This is a genomic window from Allobosea sp. RIT-PG3_2 (genome assembly GCF_057321085.1).
In genome coordinates this window covers 297,574-316,232 of sequence record NZ_JBXWCA010000001.1, presented here as the reverse complement: position 1 = coordinate 316,232, position 18,659 = coordinate 297,574, and the positions used below count along the sequence as shown (strand labels likewise).

The following is an 18,659-nucleotide window of genomic DNA, read 5'->3' as shown; positions in this document are numbered from 1 at the left end:
GCTCCGGTGTGGATCCCGGGTTTGCGCTTCGCCTCGCCCGGGATGATCGGCGCATTTCATTTCGAAGGTGCAGAACAAAAAAGCCCCTCGCGATGCGGGGGGCTTTGTCGTTTCCGAGCTGGACCGGCGCTCAGGCTTCCGGTTCGGCCATGCCGCCGGCGGCTAGGAATTTCTCGAGCCAGTGGATGTTGTAATCGCCGTTCAGGATGTCCGGGTTGCGGACGAGCGTGCGGAACAGCGGCAGCGTCGTGTCGACGCCGTCGACGACGAACTCGTCGAGCGAGCGGCGCAGGCGCATCAGGCATTCGTCGCGGTTGCGGCCATGGACGATCAGCTTGCCGACGAGCGAGTCGTAATGCGGCGGGATCGTGTAGCCCTGATAGGCCGCGGAATCGACGCGCACGCCGAGGCCGCCCGGCGTGTGGAACGAGGCGATCTTGCCGGGCGAGGGGCGGAAGGTCGCGGGATGCTCGGCATTGACCCGGCACTCGATGGCATGGCCCTCGATGACGATGTCGGACTGCTTCAGCGAGAGCGGCGCGCCGGCCGCGATCCGGATCTGCTCGTTGACGAGGTCGATCCCGGTGATCATCTCGGTGACCGGATGCTCGACCTGGATGCGGGTGTTCATCTCGATGAAATAGAACTCGCCGTCCTCGTAGAGGAACTCGATCGTGCCGGCGCCGAGATAGCCGAGCTTGGCCATCGCCTGGGCGCAGACCTCGCCGATCCGGTCGCGCTCGCCGGCGTTGAGCGCGGGCGAGGGGCCTTCTTCCCAGACCTTCTGGTGGCGGCGCTGCAGAGAGCAGTCGCGCTCGCCGAGATGGATGGCATGGCCGCGGCCATCGCCGAGAACCTGGATCTCGATATGGCGGGGCTTCTCGAGATATTTCTCGATATAGACGGCGTCGTCGCCGAAATTGGCCTTGGCCTCGGTGCGCGCCGTCGATAGCGCGACCGACATCTCCTCGACGCTGCGCACGACCTTCATGCCCTTGCCGCCGCCGCCCGATGCCGCCTTGATGATCACGGGGAAGCCGATCTCGGCGGCGATGCGCAGCGCTTCGTCGTCGTCGCTGACGCCGCCCTCGGAGCCGGGCACGCAGGGGATGCCGAGGCGCTTTGCGGTGCGCTTGGCCTCGATCTTGTCGCCCATGCTGCGGATATGCTCGGCCTTGGGGCCGATGAAGGTGATGTTGTGCCGCTCCAGGATCTCGGCGAAGCGGGCGTTCTCGGAGAGGAAGCCGTAGCCGGGATGGACCGCATCGGCGCCGGTGATCTCGCAGGCGGCGATCAGGGCGGGGATGTTGAGATAGCTCTCGCGGGCCGGCGGCGGGCCGATGCAGACGCTCTCGTCGGCGAGGCGAACATGCATGGCGTTGGCGTCGGCCGTGGAATGGACCGCGACGGTGGCGATGCCGAGCTCCTTGGCAGCGCGCAGCACGCGCAGCGCGATCTCTCCACGGTTGGCGATCAGGATCTTGTCGAACATCTTGAAACCCAGCCCGGCCCCAGCAGCGCCTTGCGCCCCGCTCACTCGATCACCAGCAGCGGCTCGCCGTATTCGACGGGCTGGCCGTCTTCGACGAAGATCGCGGTCACCTTGCCGGCGCGCGGGGCGACGATGTCGTTGAAGGTCTTCATCGCCTCGACCAGCAGGATGCGCTCGCCCTGCTTCACCACGCTGCCGATCTCGACGAAGGGCTTGGCCTCGGGCGAGGGGCGGCGATAGGCGGTGCCGACCATCGGCGAGGTGACGGCGCCGGGATGGGCGGCGGCCGGCGTCGGAGCTGCCGCTGCGATGGCCGGGGCGATGGCGGCCACCGGCAGCGGCGCTGCGGTCGGGACCTGCACGGTCGCGGTGATGCTGCGGGCGACGCGTACGCGCAGATCGCCCTTCTCGACCTCGATCTCGGTGAGATCGGTCTGGTTCAGGAGCTCGGCCAGCTCGCGGACAAGTTCGGGATCGATCGGGCTCTTGGTCGCCATGGCGGATATCACCGTCTTCTTCGGATTCTCGGATGGGCCGGCCGCAGCGCCGCCGCCCCGTTCATTCGGTCTCAGGCGGCCTTCGCCGCCCGCTTTTCCAGCAGCGGCACGATGGCGTCGAAGGCCAGCTCGTAGCTCGCGACGCCAAAGCCGCAGATCACGCCGACACAGACCGGCGCCATGTAGGAATGGTGCCGGAATTCCTCGCGCGCATGCACATTCGAGATATGGACCTCGATCGTCAGCGCATCGACGCCCTTGATCGCATCGCGCAGCGCCACGGACGTATGGGTATACGCCCCGGCATTGATGACGACGCCGGCGCCGGCCTGCCCGGCCTCCTGGATGAAGGTGACGAGTTCGCCCTCGAAATTGGTCTGGCGGAAGGTGAGGTCGACGCCCGCGGCCTCGGCCCGGCGCCGCAGCCTTTCCTCGACGCCGGCCAGCGTGACCGCGCCATAGGTTCCCGGTTCGCGGGTTCCGAGAAGGTTGAGGTTGGGTCCGTTCAGGACGTGGACGGCGACCATGGAAGGCGTTGATTCCGGCGCCGCGCGCGGGCGGCAGGTGCCGCCCTCATAAACGTTGCGGGGCGGCAGGGGAAGCCTGAACGGCGCCTGCCGGCCCGGCGTGTTTCGTCTCGCGGCAGCCTGGGGCGATCAGCCGGCGCAGTCGGTCTTGCCGCAGCGGCGCACGGAGTCGATCTTCTGCTTCAGCGCGGCCTGGCCGACGGCACCGAACACGATCTCCTCGCCGACGATGAAGGCGGGCGTGCCGGTCAGGCCGAGACGGTCTCCGAGCGCGACGGTGTCCTCGATCGCGGCCTTGGTCGCAGGCGCTTCCATGTCCTTCTTCAGCAAGGCGACATCGGCACCGGCTTCCTTGGCGATCTCGATCGCCTTGGCCGCGTTGACCTTGCCCTTCACGGCCATCAGCTTGTTGTGGAAATCGAAGTACTTCTGGCCCTGGAGCTGGTTCTTCGCGGCGACGGCGACGCGGCTGGCCTCGACCGAATCGGGTCCGAGGATCGGGAAGTCCTTCAGCACCACGCGCAGCTTGGGATCGGCCTTGGTGAGCGCGGTCACGTCCTCCATCGCCCTTTTGCAGAAGCCGCAATTGTAATCCATGAACTCAACGAGGGTGATGTCGCCCTCGGGGTTGCCGATGATCACGGAGGTCGCGGGATCGGTGATCCGGGCCTTCTCGGCCGCGACGGCGCCGCGCTGCGCCTCGGCCTGGGCCACCGTGTTGCGGCGCTCCAGCTCGACCAGCGCGTCCTGGATGATCTCGGGATTCTTCAGGATCGTCTCGCGGATCAGATCGGTCACCGCCTTGCGCTGCTCGGGCGAGAGAGGCTGGCCCTGCGCCATGGCCGGCGCGGCGGAGGCCGCGAGCCACAGGCCGAGCACGAGGCCGGCTGGCCGCAGGCAGGCACGCGCCAGGCTGGTGAGGGTGCGGAAAGCCATCTCATCTTCCTTTCAAAGCCGCCGGGTCGGGAGACCGGCGGCGGAACAAAGCATTTCTGAGCGCGAGCTTGTGTGCCTTCGCCCCTTCAAGGTCAAATCACAGCTCTGACAGCAGCTTGCGGCAGCCATGTGGCTTTTGGACGCGCTGGTCGCGTTCTTGCTGCGGTCTAACGGCCGGTGTGGCACTCCGTGATGCGATCGGGCTTGAAAGCCGCGCGTTTCGCGGCCAAACACGCCGCCGACCCCGCCGCTCTTCAGCGAAAGCCTGCCATGATCGACCTCAAGACCCCGATCATTCCCGCTCTGGCGGCGCGGGCCGAACGCGTCGCGCCCTTCATCGTCATGGATGTGATGAACCAGGCGGCCGCGATCGAGCGGCGCGGCGGCTCGGTGGTGCATATGGAAGTGGGCCAGCCCTCGGCGCCGACCCCGGCCTCCATCCGTGCCGCGACCGCCCGCGCCCTGGAGCATGGCCGCATCGGCTACACGCAGGCGCTCGGGACGGATTCGCTGCGGGCCCGGATCGCACGTCACTATCGCGAAGCTTATGGCGTCGAAGTGCCGGCCGAGCGCGTCGTGGTCACGACCGGCTCGTCGGGCGGCTTCATCCTCGCCTTCCTCGCCTGCTTCCAGCCCGGCGCGCGAGTCGCGATCACCGCGCCGGGCTATCCGGCCTATCGCAACATCCTGATCGCGCTCGGCCTCGATCCGGTCGCGATCGAAGTCGGTCCCGAGACGCGCTTCGCTTTGACGCCGGAGTTGATCGAGCGCGCTCATCGCGAGAAGCCGCTCGCCGGCGTGCTGACGATGAGCCCGGCCAACCCGACCGGGGTCGTGATGGCGCCCGAGGCGATCGCCGACGTCGCCGCCTGCTGCCGCAAGCTCGGGCTCTGGTACATCTCCGACGAGATCTACCACGGCCTGACCTATGAGACGCCCGCGACGACCGCGCTCGCGGCCGATCCGGACGCGATCATCGTCAACTCCTTCTCCAAATACTACTGCATGACCGGCTGGCGCGTCGGCTGGCTGGTGGTGCCGGAGCGGCTGGTGCGCACCATCGAGCGCCTGCAGCAGAATTTCTCGATCTCGGTGCCCTATCTCAGCCAGGTGGCGGGCGAGGCGGCCTTCGACGCGACGCAGGAATGCGAGGCGATCAAGGCCGGCTACGCCGAGAATCGCGCCTTCCTGCTGAAGGCCTTGCCGGAGATCGGGCTGGGGGACTTCCTGCCGGTCGACGGTGCCTTCTACATCTATCTCGACATCGGGCGATATTCGAATGATTCCATGAGCTTCTGCCGAAGCGTTCTGGAGGAGGCCGGGGTCGCGATCACGCCGGGGCTCGACTTCGACGAGGCGCGGGGTGCGCGCACGGTGCGTCTCTCCTTCGCGGGCTCGCTCGCCGAATGCGAGGATGCCGTCTCCCGCATCGGCGGCTGGCTCAAGAAGCGCTGAGGCTACAGCCCGGCACGCCACTTGCCAGAATCCGCGGAAGCTCCGCATTCTGCATCGTCGAGGACGAGCCGGAGGTAGGCCATGGACGTCGCAGCAGCTGGCGGGGCTTCTCCGAAGCGGGCTTCAGCCCGTCTCATCGGCGCTGTCGTCTTCGCCACGACCCTTCTGGCCAGTGCTTTTCTCGGCATCTCCAGCACGGCGCAGGCCGAGACGCAGGCGCCCGTCGTGCTCAACCTGCGCGGCGACGAGACTCCCGAGACGATCCGCAAGATGGTCGATGCGCTGTCGGCTCCGGGCCGGCAGGTCGAAATCCGAGTTGGCGGGGTAGCCTCCACGGTCGAGCCCGCTGCCGCTCCGCAGGAGCCCGCCGCAAAGGCGAAGGCAAAGCCAAAGGCCGCCGCGCCCGCGCCCTCGATGGCGGACGAGGAGGAGAGCTTCCAGGCCGAGGTCAATGTGCTGGTCGACCGTTTCGTCGACGGCGTCGAATACAGCGCGACCTCGATCCCGACCGTCACCCAGCTGCCGGGGGATTGGGGCCAGGCCTGGCAACGCAACCTGAACGGCCGCAGCGGCCCGACGCCCGGATGGCGGGTTTTCGGGATCATCTGCCTTGCGCTCGCCATCGCCCTCGCATTCAGGATGGCGACCGCACGATGGTTCGCCCGCAAGCTGCGGCCCGCGGGGCCCGAATTCACACCCCGACTCATCGCCTCATCCTGGGGGTTGCTCCAGGATGTCGCGACGATCCTGCTGGCGCTGGCCGTGGCGCGGATCGCCCGCAATGCCTGGCTGCCGGAAAGCGATCTTGCGAATATCGCCCTCTCGACCGGCGCCAACGGCGCGGCGATCGGCGCGCTCTATATCGCCGTCGGTCGGTTCCTGGGTTCGCCGGGCGTGCCGGAGCGGCGTATCATGCCGTTGCCGCGTGCCGAGCGGCATTTCCGGCGGCTGGTCGTCTACGCGACCCTGACGCCGATGATCGTGACTGGAATCCTGCTTGCACACCATGTCAGCTCCGGTCCGCGGCCGGTGACGGGGCTGATCGCGCTGACCGGGCTTGCCATCACGCTGTTCAAGATCTGGTGGTTCTACGACGGGCGGCACGATCTCGCGGTGCTGGTCCTGTCCGGATCGTCCGAACCCGGCCCGATCCGGCGCTTCATCGCGGCCGGAACGGCCTGGTTCTATATCGCCACGACGGCTGTGCTGTGGATGGTCAGCAGTGCCGCCGCGATGATGTCGAATGGCGGGCGCTGGGCCGAGGCTTCGGCCCTGACGCAGGTGGCCATTGTCATCATTCCGATCCTCGCCGTGGGAATTGCCAGCCTGCTTCGCTGCCATGCGATGCGGCAGGAGGCGGAACATGGCGCCACCCCGATGAGGCGCGCCGGCGGCGCGGCGCTGCGGGCCGCAGCGGTCGGATTGTTGTGGGCCGTCGGTTTCTTCATTCTGGCGCGGCTCTGGGCCGGGCTCCTCCTCGGCGTGAGCTCGGGACAGTTCGCCGCCGTCATGCGGCAGATCGCCGGTGTCGCCGTGTTCGCCTTCGTCGGCTGGGTCGCTCTGGTTTTCCTGCATGCCTTCTTCGAGGCCTACAAGCCGCAGCACCGGGTGGTCGGCCCTGGTGACGAGGATGTGGCGCATGAGGAGGGCGTGCCGAGCCGGCTGGCGACGGTGCTGCCGGTGCTGCGCGGCGTCGTGCTCGGCGCAGTGCTGGGCCTGACGATTCTCGTGGTGCTGTCGCGGCTCGGCGTCGATATCGGCCCGCTGCTCGCCGGTTTCGGCATTCTCGGCCTCGCGATCTCGTTCGGTTCGCAGGCCCTTGTGCGCGACATCGTCTCGGGCGTGTTCTTCATGCTCGAGGACGCTTTCCGCGTCGGCGAATATGTCGATACCGGCCGGCTCAAGGGCACGGTCGAGAAGATCTCGCTGCGCTCCATGCAACTGCGTCACCAGAGCGGCCAGATCCACACCGTGCCCTTCGGCCAGGTCCAGTCGCTGACCAACGCCAGCCGCGACTGGGCGACGGTGAAGTTCAATGTGCGCCTCGACCATTCGGCCGATATCGAGCAGGCGCGCAAGGCCATCAAGAAGGTCGGGCTCGCCTTGCTGGAGGATGCGGAGTACGGGCCGCACTTCATCGCCCCCCTCAAGATGCAGGGCGTCGCGGATATCACCGACCAGGCGATCGTGATCCGGCTCAAGTTCACCGGAAAGCCCAATCAGGCCTCGATGCTGCAGCGCGAGGCACTGAAGCGCGTCTATCGCGCACTGAACGAGGCCCACATCCCCTTCGCGTCCAACGCCGTCACCGTGCGCGGCGGCGAGGGCGGGTCGCAGAGCGGCGCGGCAGCAGCGATCGCGGCGGTGCCGCCACCGACCCCTCTCGCGCCGGCCGCGAGCTGAGCGACTACAGCAGGAAGAACAGGCCGAAACCGGCGACCGCCAGGCCGCCGCCGAACAGGCTGGCAAGGCGGGCGGCGCTGGCGATGCCGCCGCGCTCGGCCGTGCGGCCCGCACGCTCGGCATGGCCATGGGCCGCCTCGCTGCGGTACTGGCTCGCGTGGAGATCGGCCGTCATCGGCGGGCCGATCGGCCGATTGCCTTCGAGATCGATCCGGACCGCGATGAACAGCACCAGAAGTCCGAGAAGCCCGACGCCGAACCAGCCGACAGCGCGCCAGGCGAGATAGGCCGAAACGAGCAGCGCAACGGCGCACACGGCAATCAGAACGTCGCGCTCCCTGTTGCGAGGCGGCGGCATGGCTTCCTTTCCCGAGAGGCGACGAAGGCGGAGGTCATCATGGCCCGCCTTCCAAAAACTGCCAATGGGGCCGCCAGCCGATAGCGCGAATGAAAAAGCCCGCTGCGGATCGCAGCGGGCTTCATCTCTATGGTTTTGGCGCCTGGCGCTCAGGAGCGGCCGGCAAGCTTGTTCCACCAGCCGCCGCGCTTGGGCCGGCTCGGATCGGCCGGGGTCAGCACGACCGCGACGGGCTCCTCGACCGGTGCCGGGGCAGGCGCGGGTTCCGGCGCTGCCGTAGGCTCGGCCAGTGCCGCCGGTTCCTCGGCAGGCTGAGCCGCCGCAGCGGGCTTTGCCTCGGCGGGAGCGGCCTCGGCAGCAGCTTCCCCACCTTCGGTGATCGGCACCACCTTCTTGCGCGAACGGCTGCGCTTGGGCTTCTCGCCCTCCGCCGGGGCGGCTTCGGCGACGACCGCCTCGGCCTTCACCTCGGCTTCCTTCACCTCGGCTTCCTTGGCCTCGGTTTCCTTGGCGGCTTCCGCCTTCGGCTTGCGGGCGCGGCTACGCTTCGGCTTGGCGGTCTCGACGGGGGCAGCCTCTTCCGCGGCCGGCTCCGTCGCGTCGATGGCAACGGCCTCGATCACGGTCTCGGCGACCACCTGATTGTCGTTGGACTCGGCAGCGTCCTCGCCGTCCTCGCCCTCGTCACCTTCGGCATCGTCGTCCGACTGGCTTCCGTCGAGCTGCTGGCCCTGGCCGTCACGCTCGCCGCCGCGCCGCCGACGACGCCGGCGCCGGCGCCGGCGGTTGCCGTCACGATCGCTTTCGCCGCGCTCGCCTTCACTGCGCTCGCCTTCGCCGCGTTCTTCCTGGGCTTCGGCGGCCGTCGTCTCGTTGCCGCCGGTCTCGGCGTCGAGCGCGGCTGCCTCGGCCGCCGCATCGAGCGCCTCGTCATCGACGTCGGAGGCGATTGCCTCGGCCTTGAAGCTCGTCGGAACGACGCGGGCTTCATTGCCGACGAACTCGCCGCGCTCGACCTCGAAGTAGCGCGTGCCGATCAGGTTGCTGTCGGTCGCGATCGTGATCGCGATGGCGAAGCGTGCCTCGAGATCGGCGAGATGGGCGCGCTTCTGGTTGAGGACATAGAGCGCGACTTCCGGCCGGGTGCGGACGGTCAGGTTGTGCGAGGCGCTCTTGATCAGCGTCTCCTCCAGCGCGCGCAGGATCTGCAGCGCGACGGACGGCGTCGAGCGGATCATGCCGGCGCCGGCGCAGTGCGGGCAGGGGACCGAGGAGCTCTCCAGCACGCCGGTGCGGATGCGCTGGCGCGACATCTCGAGCAGGCCGAAGGCGGAGATGCGGCCGACCTGGATGCGGGCGCGATCGTCCTTGAGGCACTCCTTCAGCTTCTTCTCGACCGCGCGGTTGTTCCGGTTCTCCTCCATGTCGATGAAATCGATCACGATCAGGCCGGCAAGGTCGCGCAGGCGGAGCTGGCGGGAGATTTCCTCCGCAGCTTCGAGATTGGTCTTGAGGGCGGTGTCCTCGATATTGTGCTCGCGGGTCGAGCGCCCGGAGTTGATGTCGATCGCGACCAGGGCCTCCGTCTGATTGATGACGATGTAGCCGCCGGACTTCAGCGTCACCGTGTTGGAGAACATCGCGTCGAGCTGGCTCTCGACGCCGAAGGCGGCGAAGAGCGGGGTCTGGTCGCGATAGGGCTTCACGCTCTTGGCATGGCTCGGCATGAGCATGCGCATGAAGTCCTTGGCCTCGCGATAGGCCTCGTCGCCGGCGACGTGAACCTCGTCGATGTCCTTGTTGTAGAGATCGCGGATCGAGCGCTTGACGAGGTTGCCCTCCTCATAGACCAGCGCCGGAGCGACGGAGGCCAGCGTCAGCTCGCGCACGCTCTCCCACATCCGCATCAGGTATTCGTAATCGCGCCGGATCTCGACCTTGGTGCGCGAGGCACCGGCCGTGCGCAGGATCAGGCCCATCCCATCCGGAACCTCGAGCTCCTGGGCGATCTCCTTGAGGCGCTTGCGGTCCTCGGCATTGGTGATCTTGCGCGAGATGCCGCCGCCCTTGCCGGTGTTCGGCATCAGCACCGAATAGCGGCCGGCGAGCGAGAGATAGGTGGTCAGCGCCGCGCCCTTGTTGCCGCGCTCTTCCTTGACGACCTGGACCAGGATGATCTGGCGGCGCTTGATCACCTCCTGGATCTTGTACTGGCGGCGCGACTGGCGGTGCGGACGCTCCGGCATGTCGTCGAGGGCGTCGCCGCCGCCGAGCTGCTCGGGCTGCTCCTCGGCATCCTCGCCATGATCTTCGTCGTCGCCATCCTCGGATGGCTTGCGGGCCTGTGTCTCGGTCTGCTCCTCGGAGACGGCCTCCGTCGACGACTCGTCCGGCGTGCCGGCTTCCGTGGTCTCGAAGGTCAGCGGGGCCGCGTTCTCGGCGACGTCCTCGCTCGTCGATTCCGCGACGTCCGGAGCAAAGAACTCACCGAAGGCGGGCGCGCCCTCATTGACCATGGCGGCTTCCTTGCCGTCGGTCTCGACGCGCTCCCCGGCATCCTCGCCATTGGTCTCGACCTCGGCCGAGACGGTCTCGTCGGCCACGGCCTTCTTGGCGCGGTTGTCGCGGTCGCCACGGCGACCGCGGTCGCGGCGGCCGCGCTTTTCGCGGCGCTCCTCGTCGCGTTCCTCGTCACGCTCGGCGCGCGCCTCGTCGTCGATGAGCGCCTGCCGGTCGGCGACCGGGATCTGGTAATAGTCGGGATGGATCTCGGAAAAGGCCAGGAACCCGTGGCGGTTGCCGCCATACTCGACGAAGGCCGCCTGGAGCGAGGGCTCCACGCGCGTCACCTTGGCGAGATAGATATTGCCCCGGAGTGGCTTTCGGCTGGCGGATTCGAAATCAAATTCCTCGACGCGCGATCCGCGGACCACCACGACCCGGGTCTCTTCCGGGTGGGTGGCATCGATAAGCATCTTGTTGGCCATATGAAACTTCCATTGGCGCGGCTGCCGGAAGCCTCGCGGCTACGGATGGGAGTCCGCTGCCGCGGGCAGGGGCGCCGCGTTGAGGCCGGCATGTGCCGGCATGTTGCAGGAGGAGGAGAGCGGTCTGGACAGAAATGCGGCTCGGGACGGCCACTCGGGCTGAAAGCCCGGCGCGGTCCCGCAGGTTCGGACGGTTCACCGTTGGTGCTAGCGGCGTCGTATGCCCCGTCATCTGTCCTGACCTGCAATGCACCCGCCTCACGGCCGGGCCCATCGCGTTTGCACGCTCGCGAGACAGGGCGGGGCGCAGAAAACTCGCAATCCCCATACCAACCGTCTGCGGACGATCCGTTGCGGCCGTCCCGCCGCTGCCGCTCCCGGAGGAGAAGGCAGCACGACCTGCTCCGGACGCCGACGGATATCTCGATCCGGGTGTGTCCCATGGGCAGGCTGACAGGCAGCCAATTCCATTACAGACAGGTGATGGTGATTTGCAAGTCACATGACGGCTGCATTTCGCCGACCACCGCTCCGAGGCGGTTCACGCCCTGTGGAGGAGATGGTAACCGCCTCTTAAGATTTCACCCCCGTTATGGTTAAGCCTTGGTGACGATAGACGGGATTTTACAGCTGTTTTCGCGCATCAGCCACGCCGCTCGGGGTCGCCGCGATAGCTTGCCGCGCGGTTTCGCATGGCGGGCCGCCATCGTTGCGGCTGCCTGCGGTTTCGCGATCGTCACATCGCGTGCATGGGCCGAGGGCAAGCCGCAGAGCGAATATCCGGTCGCGACCGACGCCCGCATCGAGCAGAGCGGCGAGAGCGTGCGCTTGACCATGACGCTCTCGTCCATCGTGGAGGTCGATGCCTGGGTGCAGGCCTCTCCCGATCGCGTCATCGTCGAGATGCCCTCGACCAATTTCCAGATTCAGCCCAGTGCCAGGAAGGCGGCCGGTTTCGTCAGCGGCTATCGCTACGGCTTGTTCACGGCCGACAAGGCGCGAATCATCATCGACCTGGCCCAGCCCGCGACGATCGCCAGGACAGAGATAAAGACCGTGCGTGGCGGCTTCGGCGAGCTGACGATCGAGCTCAGGAAAGCGGCGCGGGCCGAATTCCTGGCCGAAGCGGGCAAGGCAAAGAAGCCCCAGGAAGCCGCGGCGCTTCCCGTCATGCCGGCCGTGCCTTCCAAGCCTGCCGGCGAGTCGCGCCGCACCATCGTCATTGATCCCGGCCATGGCGGCATCGATCCGGGTACGCTGGTCGCCTCCATCGCCGAGAAATCGGTCGTGCTCGCCTTCGGCAAGGCGCTCAAGGAACAGCTCGAGGCCAGCGGCCGCTACCGCATCGTGATGACGCGCGACGACGACCGCTTCGTCGCGCTCTCCGAGCGGGTGCAGGTCGGGCGTGCCGAGCAGGCGGATCTCTTCATCTCGATCCATGCCGATTCGCTGGTGCAGGCGCAGGATGTGCGCGGCGCCACGGTCTATACGCGCTCCGAACGGGCGACCGATGCCGACGCGGCCAGGCTCGCCGCAAAGGAAAATGAGGCCGACTCTGCCGCCGGCCTGGAAACGAGCGAGGAGGTCCAGGACGTCGCCGGCATCCTGATGGACCTCGCCCGCAGGGAGACGCGGACCTTTTCCGGCGTCTTCGCCCGCAATCTCGTCGACAAGCTCGGCGGCTCGATCAAGATGCACAAGATTCCGCTGCGTTCCGCGCGATTCTGGGTGCTGAGCGCGCCGGATGTGCCGTCGGTGCTGATCGAGCTCGGCTACATGTCGAGCCCCAAGGACGCCGAACTGCTGAACTCGCCGGAATGGCGGGGCAAGGCCGTGACGGCGGTTTCCGGTGCGATCGACAATTATTTCGCACGCGAACGCGCCTCCGTCGGGCGGGCGGCGGAGAACCGGAACTAGCGCAGGCCGAGCAGGCGCTTCCGTTACTGTGTCGGATCCTGCGAAATGTGGTCTCAAGGCCACGGTTCCGCCATCTACGTCATGTTATAGCTGTGATTTGCGAAGCGCCCCGATTTGGCGCCGCCGGTTGGCAGATATGAGGTCCAGGGCCTGAGATGCGGTTCATTCTGCGAATCTTCGGATGGTTTTTCGCCGCCGGTGCGATCGCCTTCGTGATCGGTGCTGCCGTGGCCGGCGGCCTGATCTGGCATTATTCTCAGGATCTGCCGGACTACGCCCAGCTCCGGAACTACGAGCCGCCGGTGATGACCCGCGTCCATGCGGGCGACGGCAGCCTGATCGCGGAATACGCCCGCGAGCGCCGGCTTTATTTGCCGATCCAGGCCGTGCCGAAGCTCGTCGTCGACGCTTATATCTCGGCCGAGGACAAGAATTTCTACAAGCATATGGGCGTCGACCCCGAAGGCCTGGTCCGCGCCGCGATCTCCAATTACCGCAACCGCAGCGCCAATCGCCGGCCGCAGGGCGCCTCGACCATCACCCAGCAGGTGGCGAAGAACTTCTTCCTGAGTCCCGAGCAGTCGATCGAGCGCAAGATCCGCGAGGCGCTTGTCGCGCTGAAGCTCGAAGCGACCTACTCCAAGGACAAGATCCTCGAGCTCTACGTGAACGAGATCTATCTCGGTGCGCCGGCGCCGGGGCAGGGCAGCTACGGCATCGCCGCGGCCGCGCTGAACTATTTCGGCAAGTCGGTGCATGAGCTCAACCTGCAGGAGGCGGCCTATCTCGCCGCGCTGCCGAAGGCGCCGTCCGACCTGCATCCCTTCCGCAACCGCGACCGCGCGATCGAGCGCCGCAATTACGTCATCGATCGCATGGTCGAGAACGGCTACGTCAAGCGCGAGGTCGCCGAGGACGCGAAGAAGCAGCCGCTCGGCGTCAATCCGCGCACCGTTTCGCCGAACCAGATCGCCGCCGGCTATTTCGCCGAGGAGATTCGCCGCGAGCTGCAGGACCGCTACGGCGAGAAGAAGCTGCTCGAGGGCGGCCTCTCCGTGCGCGCCACCGTCGATCCCAAGACCCAGCTGATGGCGCGCAAGGCGCTCGTCGACGGTCTCGTGCGCTTCGACGAGGCGCGTGGCTGGCGCGGCGCGATCCAGAAGCTCGATGTCGGCCGCGACTGGGGCGCCGCGATCGGCGAACTCCCGGTGCTCGGCGATGTCTCGCCCTGGCGGCTCGCCGTCGTGCTCGATGTGAACGGCGACAGCGCCAAGCTCGGGCTGCATCCGCTGCGCGACAATGCGGGCCACCTCAACAAGGAACGCCAGACCGTCACGCTGGCTGCCGAAGGTATCAAATGGACCCGCCGGGCGCGGGTGTCCCAGGCGGTTTCGGTCGGCGATGTCGTCTATATCGAGCCGATGGACACGCGGCCGGGCTTCGCGCGCCTGCGCCAGCTGCCCGAGGTCAACGGCGCAATCGTGGTCATGGATCCGTTCTCGGGCCGCGTGCTCGCCATGGTCGGCGGCTTCTCGCACGACCAGTCGGAGTTCAACCGCGCGACGCAGGCGCTGCGCCAGCCCGGCTCCTCCTTCAAGCCCTTCGTCTACGCCACGGCGCTCGACAACGGCTACACGCCGTCGAGCATCATCCTCGACGCGCCGATCGAGATCGATCAGGGGCCGGGGCTGGGGATGTGGCGGCCGGAGAACTACGACGGCAAGTCGACCGGTCCGCGCACGCTGCGCTACGGCATCCAGTTCTCTAAGAACCTGATGACCGTGCGGCTCGCCAAGGATGTCGGCATGCCGCTGATCGCGGAATATGCCCGCCGCTTCGGCGTCTATGACGATCTCCAGCCGGTGCTGTCGATGTCGCTCGGCGCCGGCGAGACGACGGTCATGCGCATGACCGCGGCCTATTCGATGCTGGTCAATGGCGGCAAGCGCATCCGCCCGACCCTGATCGACCGCATCCAGGACCGTTCGGGCTCGACCATCTTCCGTCACGACCAGCGCGTCTGCGAAGGCTGCAACGCCGATAAATGGGCGAACCAGTCCGAGCCGCGCCTGATCGACAACCGCGAGCAGGTTCTCGATCCGCTGACTGCCTACCAGATGGTCTCGATCCTCGAAGGCGTGGTCAATGCCGGCACGGCGACGGTCGTCAAGTCGGTCGGCAAGCCGCTCGCCGGCAAGACCGGCACGACCAACGACGCCAAGGACGTCTGGTTCGTCGGCTTCTCGCCGGACCTCGCGGTCGGCGTCTATATGGGCTTCGACAAGCCCAAGTCCCTCGGCACCTCCGCCACGGCCGGCCAGTATGCCGCGCCGATCTTCCGGGACTTCATGACGGTCGCGCTGAAGGAAAAGCCGGCGACTCCGTTCCGCGTGCCGGCCGGCATCAAGCTGATCCGCGTCGATCCCCGCAGTGGCATGCGCGCCGGTGGCGAGGGCGGCATCCTCGAGGCTTTCAAGCCGGGCACGGCGCCGCCGGACAGCTATTCGGTGATCGGCGCCGCGGGCGACGGCAGCGCGCCGCTCTCGGTCGGCCCCAGCGGCGGCCGCGCCGTCGGCTCAGGAACCGGCGGCCTCTACTGAGCCAGCCCAGCGTCTTCTCGATGCCCGGAGCACTGCTCCGGGCATTTCGCTTTTTCGAGCCAAGCTTCGCTGCAATGGCGGGCTCAGGTCGAGGGGGCGTTTACAGCCGCGGCTTTCACCCCTATCTCAACGCTCGCACAGAGCTCACAAGGACGTTTCGACGGAATCATGCGCCCCGAAATCCAGACGCAACTCGATAACGCCAAGCAGTCGATCGGACTGCTGAGGAGGCATCTTTGACTGGGATCAAGCCCAGCGCCGCCTAGCGGAACTCAACGCCCTCTCGGAGGGGCCCGATTTCTGGAACGATGCCGAAGCTGCGCAGAAGCTGATGCGCGAGCGGACCGGTCTGGAAACCCAGATCGAGGGCATCACCAAGCTTGAGCGCGAACTCGATGACGCGTTGACGCTGATCGAGCTCGGCGAGATGGAAGATGACGCGGCCACCGTCACCGAGGGCGAGCAGGCGATCAAGGCCGTGCAGGACGAGGCCGCGCGGCTCCAGGTCGAGACACTGCTCTCCGGCGAAGCCGACATGCTCGACACCTATATCGAGATCCATCCCGGCGCCGGCGGCACCGAGAGCCAGGATTGGGCCGAGATGCTGCTGCGCATGTATCGGCGCTGGGGCGAGCGGCGGAAGTTCAAGGTCGAGACGCTCGAATATCAGGACGGCGACACGGCCGGCATCAAGTCGGCGACGCTCCAGTTCAAGGGCCACAATGCCTATGGCTGGCTGAAGACCGAATCCGGCGTGCACCGTCTCGTCCGAATCTCGCCCTTCGATTCGAACGCGCGGCGTCAGACCTCCTTTGCGTCGGTCTGGGTCTATCCGGTCGTCGACGACCGGATCATCATCGATGTGAAGGAGTCGGACTGCCGGATCGACACCTACCGCGCCCAGGGCGCCGGCGGGCAGCACATCAACACCACCGATTCGGCGGTGCGCATCACTCACCTGCCGACGGGGATCGCGGTCTCCTGTCAGCAGGAGCGCTCGCAGCACAAGAACCGGGCCAAGGCCTGGGACATGCTGCGCGCCCGGCTCTACGAGGTCGAGCTGAAGAAGCGCGAAGAGAAGGCCAATGCCGAGCAGGCCTCGAAGACCGATATCGGTTGGGGCCACCAGATTCGCTCCTATGTGCTGCAGCCCTATCAGCTTGTGAAGGACCTGCGCACCGGAGTGGCCTCGACGGACCCATCCGAGGTGCTGGACGGCGCTCTCGACCCGTTCATGGAGGCATCGCTGGCCCAGCGCGTCTACGGGACCGAGGTCGAAGTCGAGGATATCGACTAGAAGGCTGCCGGCTTGCTGCCGGACCCGCGCCGTCATCCCGGGCTTGACCCGGGATCCATGCCGGAGCGGTGCCCGTCAAGGTTCAGGCGGGGATACCGGCTCTCCGCTTCGCTCCGCCGGGATGACAGCATTCACCTGAAACAGAAAAAGCCGCGCGGGTTGCGCGGCTTTTTTGTTGCGGCCTGAACTCAGAGAGCGTTCGCGAGAAGCTTGCTGCCGGCTCGCAGGAAGCGCGTCGGATCCACCGGCTCGTCGTTGATGCGGGTCTCGTAGTGCAGGTGCGGACCGGTGGAACGGCCGGTCGAGCCGACCCGGCCGACCACTGATCCGGCCTTGACCATCTGGCCGACCGAAACCGAGATCGCCGACATATGGGCGTAGCGCGTGCTCAGGCCGTTGGCGTGCTCGACCTCGACCATGTTGCCGTAGCCGCCATTGTACTCCGCCGCGACGACCTTGCCCGGCGCCGTGGCGACGATCGAGGAACCGGTTTCGGCGCGGAAGTCGACGCCGGTATGCATGGCGAGCCCGCGGGTGAAGGGGTCGGTCCGGTAGCCGAAATTGGAGGTGAAGTCGTGGTCGCCGGCCATCGGCCGGCCGAGGGGCAATTGCTCGATCGCGCCGCGCAGGCGCATGACCGAGGCCATGCGCGGCTGGAGCGCGGTCAGCGTCGCCTCGAACGGACCGGCCGAGGCGTCGAGCTTGACCGGGACGAAGGGGCCGCCCATGCCGCCGGCCGCATTGCCCGGCGCCGCCAGTCGTTCGACATCGAGCCCGGTCTCGGCAAGGCTGCTGCGCAGCCGCTTCTGGGTTGCCGCCAGCGTCTCGTCCATATCCTTAAGCGCCGATATCTGGGCGTCGTAGGTGCTGGCGATAGCCTGATCCAGTTTGGTCAGGGTCGCTTCGACGCGTTTGGCGGGCGGCTCGGCCGGAGCCTCGCCCGACTGCCAGCCGCCCGTCGGATTGGTTTCGGCGCCGCGCAGCGGCGGCGTATCCGGGGCCGGCATCGGCTTGCCCGGCATGATCGGCGCGAAGCTGGTGACGCCAGAGGCACGGATCGGCTCCTCGGGCTTGATGACCCGCGAGCGCAGCGGCAGCTTCGCAGCCGGCAGCAGCCCGCTCGACTGCAGCGTGTCGGTGAGCGCGGTGACGAGCGACTGGCGCGATTCCAGTTCGGCCTGGCGGATCGCGAGTTCATCGACGCGGGATTCCACGCCGTCCTGATCGAGCAGGGCGCGGCTGGCATAGCGATCGATATCGGCGCGCAGGCCGGCGATCCGATCTTCGTAAGCGTATTGGCGTGTCGTCTCGCGGGCGATCAGCCGCGCGGCGAGATCGTCGCGGCTCAGGATGTACCACCCCGCGGCGCCCGTGCAGGCTGTCGTCAGGGTCAGCCATGCCAGCCCGGCGAGCATCGTCGAGCGGCGGATCGTGTAAGTCTTGTGGGTGACCAGGCCGACGGTCGAGAGGACAGGGCCCGTTTGTGGCTGATTATGCATACGCGGAACCGGAAAGAACGCTGCCGATACCGCTATTAGAGATTGTTAGGGTTAATCTTTCGCAAATCCGACCGGTGCCGGCTCACAATTCCTGAGCGGCAGCCAGCACCTCGTCGGCATGGCCGGCGACCTTGACCTTGCGCCAGATGCGGGCGAGGCGGCCCTCGGCGTCCATCAGGAAGGTCGAACGTTCGATGCCCATATATGTACGGCCATACATGCTCTTCTCGACCCAGATGCCGTAGGCGGAGGCGAGCTTCTGCTCCTCATCCGCCAGCAGCGCGAAGTCCAGCTCATATTTGCGCTTGAAATTGCCGTGACGTTGCACGGAATCCGGCGAGACGCCGATGATCTCGGTGCCGCATGCGGCGAAGGCCTGGCGCAGGCGGTTGAAGGCGATCGCCTCCTCGGTGCAGCCCGGTGTGTTGTCCTTTGGATAGGCATAGAGCACGATTTTCCGGCCGCGCAGCGCGGAAAAGCTGATTTCTCCGCCGCCGTCGCGGGGCAATGTGAAATCCGGCGCGGGATCACCTTCCTGCAATGCCATCGCTTCTGCCTTCCTTTCGTCGCCTTCTCGCTGCATGGACCGCGGCACTGTAAGCAGGCCAGCGACGTCATCGGTCAGCGAAGGATGTGGCAATCCTCTTCCGGATTGCCGAATCGCTTCATCTGCCCGCATCGACATGGATGA

The 18,659-nt window shown here is 67.0% G+C and carries 13 protein-coding genes; 5 read left to right on the top strand and 8 right to left on the bottom strand.

Going from position 1 to position 18,659, the window contains the following annotated elements; all coding sequences use genetic code 11:
* Positions 1–130: 130 nt before the first annotated feature.
* The 4 genes from accC to AC2FAN_RS01400 all read right to left on the bottom strand — a co-directional run bounded on the left by accC (position 131) and on the right by AC2FAN_RS01400 (position 3,452).
* Entirely contained in the window at positions 131–1,492 is a 1,362-nt protein-coding gene (gene accC, locus AC2FAN_RS01415) for an acetyl-CoA carboxylase biotin carboxylase subunit (RefSeq protein WP_476806506.1), read from the bottom strand.
* A gap of 41 nt (positions 1,493–1,533) precedes the next feature.
* Positions 1,534–1,989, bottom strand: coding sequence for an acetyl-CoA carboxylase biotin carboxyl carrier protein (accB, locus tag AC2FAN_RS01410; protein WP_476806505.1), 456 nt, complete (start codon positions 1,987–1,989; stop codon positions 1,534–1,536).
* 71 nt (positions 1,990–2,060) lie between these two features.
* A complete protein-coding gene (gene aroQ, locus AC2FAN_RS01405; protein ID WP_265053213.1) occupies positions 2,061–2,516 on the bottom strand; it encodes a type II 3-dehydroquinate dehydratase in 456 nt (151 codons plus the stop codon).
* Between the two features lie 129 nt (positions 2,517–2,645).
* Complete coding sequence (locus tag AC2FAN_RS01400) at positions 2,646–3,452, bottom strand: DsbA family protein (RefSeq protein WP_485172449.1); 807 nt, start codon at positions 3,450–3,452, stop codon at positions 2,646–2,648.
* 270 nt (positions 3,453–3,722) lie between these two features.
* Here AC2FAN_RS01400 and AC2FAN_RS01395 point away from each other — a divergent pair, with 270 nt between their 5' ends.
* Entirely contained in the window at positions 3,723–4,907 is a 1,185-nt protein-coding gene (locus AC2FAN_RS01395) for a pyridoxal phosphate-dependent aminotransferase (RefSeq protein ID WP_485172448.1), read from the top strand.
* Positions 4,908–4,988: 81 nt separating this feature from the next.
* A complete protein-coding gene (locus AC2FAN_RS01390) occupies positions 4,989–7,310 on the top strand; it encodes a mechanosensitive ion channel family protein (protein WP_485172447.1) in 2,322 nt (773 codons plus the stop codon).
* Between the two features lie 4 nt (positions 7,311–7,314).
* Here AC2FAN_RS01390 and AC2FAN_RS01385 read toward each other — a convergent pair whose 3' ends face one another.
* Both AC2FAN_RS01385 and AC2FAN_RS01380 read right to left on the bottom strand, forming a co-directional pair.
* Positions 7,315–7,668: a hypothetical protein gene (locus tag AC2FAN_RS01385; protein WP_265053217.1), complete on the bottom strand. Its 354-nt coding sequence runs from the start codon at positions 7,666–7,668 to the stop codon at positions 7,315–7,317.
* A gap of 149 nt (positions 7,669–7,817) precedes the next feature.
* Positions 7,818–10,655, bottom strand: coding sequence for an Rne/Rng family ribonuclease (locus tag AC2FAN_RS01380; protein WP_485172446.1), 2,838 nt, complete (start codon positions 10,653–10,655; stop codon positions 7,818–7,820).
* A 675-nt stretch (positions 10,656–11,330) separates the two neighbouring features.
* Between AC2FAN_RS01380 and AC2FAN_RS01375 the strand changes: the two genes are divergently transcribed.
* From AC2FAN_RS01375 to prfB, 3 genes are all read left to right on the top strand, one after another.
* On the top strand, positions 11,331–12,572 hold the full coding sequence (locus AC2FAN_RS01375) for an N-acetylmuramoyl-L-alanine amidase (protein WP_485172445.1): 1,242 nt from the start codon (positions 11,331–11,333) through the stop codon (positions 12,570–12,572).
* 155 nt (positions 12,573–12,727) lie between these two features.
* Positions 12,728–15,172, top strand: coding sequence for a penicillin-binding protein 1A (locus AC2FAN_RS01370; protein WP_265053220.1), 2,445 nt, complete (start codon positions 12,728–12,730; stop codon positions 15,170–15,172).
* 168 nt (positions 15,173–15,340) lie between these two features.
* Positions 15,341–16,469 (top strand): peptide chain release factor 2 gene (prfB, locus tag AC2FAN_RS01365; protein ID WP_265053221.1). Its coding sequence is split into 2 segments (ribosomal slippage): positions 15,341–15,409 and positions 15,411–16,469, totalling 1,128 coding nucleotides; the frame shifts between segments, so codons are not numbered across the junction.
* Positions 16,470–16,657: 188 nt separating this feature from the next.
* On the opposite strand, the gene AC2FAN_RS01360 is transcribed toward prfB, so the two are convergent.
* Together AC2FAN_RS01360 and AC2FAN_RS01355 are read right to left on the bottom strand one after the other, a co-directional pair.
* Positions 16,658–17,968 (bottom strand): M23 family metallopeptidase, encoded by a 1,311-nt coding sequence (locus tag AC2FAN_RS01360; RefSeq protein ID WP_485172444.1) that lies wholly within the window; start codon positions 17,966–17,968, stop codon positions 16,658–16,660.
* Positions 17,969–18,050: 82 nt separating this feature from the next.
* Positions 18,051–18,515, bottom strand: coding sequence for a peroxiredoxin (locus tag AC2FAN_RS01355; protein WP_485172443.1), 465 nt, complete (start codon positions 18,513–18,515; stop codon positions 18,051–18,053).
* Between the last annotated feature and the right edge of the window lie 144 nt (positions 18,516–18,659).

What these genes read in the sequence shown, in the direction of transcription:
- AC2FAN_RS01400 (WP_485172449.1), bottom strand. Translation starts at nt 3,452, where the DNA reads ATGGCTTTCCGCACCCTCACCAGCCTGGCGCGTGCCTGCCTGCGGCCA.
- accC (WP_476806506.1), bottom strand. Translation starts at nt 1,492, where the DNA reads ATGTTCGACAAGATCCTGATCGCCAACCGTGGAGAGATCGCGCTGCGC.
- AC2FAN_RS01395 (WP_485172448.1), top strand. Translation starts at nt 3,723, where the DNA reads ATGATCGACCTCAAGACCCCGATCATTCCCGCTCTGGCGGCGCGGGCC.
- accB (WP_476806505.1), bottom strand. Translation starts at nt 1,989, where the DNA reads ATGGCGACCAAGAGCCCGATCGATCCCGAACTTGTCCGCGAGCTGGCC.
- AC2FAN_RS01390 (WP_485172447.1), top strand. Translation starts at nt 4,989, where the DNA reads ATGGACGTCGCAGCAGCTGGCGGGGCTTCTCCGAAGCGGGCTTCAGCC.
- AC2FAN_RS01380 (WP_485172446.1), bottom strand. Translation starts at nt 10,655, where the DNA reads ATGGCCAACAAGATGCTTATCGATGCCACCCACCCGGAAGAGACCCGG.
- AC2FAN_RS01360 (WP_485172444.1), bottom strand. Translation starts at nt 17,968, where the DNA reads ATGCATAATCAGCCACAAACGGGCCCTGTCCTCTCGACCGTCGGCCTG.
- AC2FAN_RS01370 (WP_265053220.1), top strand. Translation starts at nt 12,728, where the DNA reads ATGCGGTTCATTCTGCGAATCTTCGGATGGTTTTTCGCCGCCGGTGCG.
- AC2FAN_RS01355 (WP_485172443.1), bottom strand. Translation starts at nt 18,515, where the DNA reads ATGGCATTGCAGGAAGGTGATCCCGCGCCGGATTTCACATTGCCCCGC.
- AC2FAN_RS01385 (WP_265053217.1), bottom strand. Translation starts at nt 7,668, where the DNA reads ATGCCGCCGCCTCGCAACAGGGAGCGCGACGTTCTGATTGCCGTGTGC.
- aroQ (WP_265053213.1), bottom strand. Translation starts at nt 2,516, where the DNA reads ATGGTCGCCGTCCACGTCCTGAACGGACCCAACCTCAACCTTCTCGGA.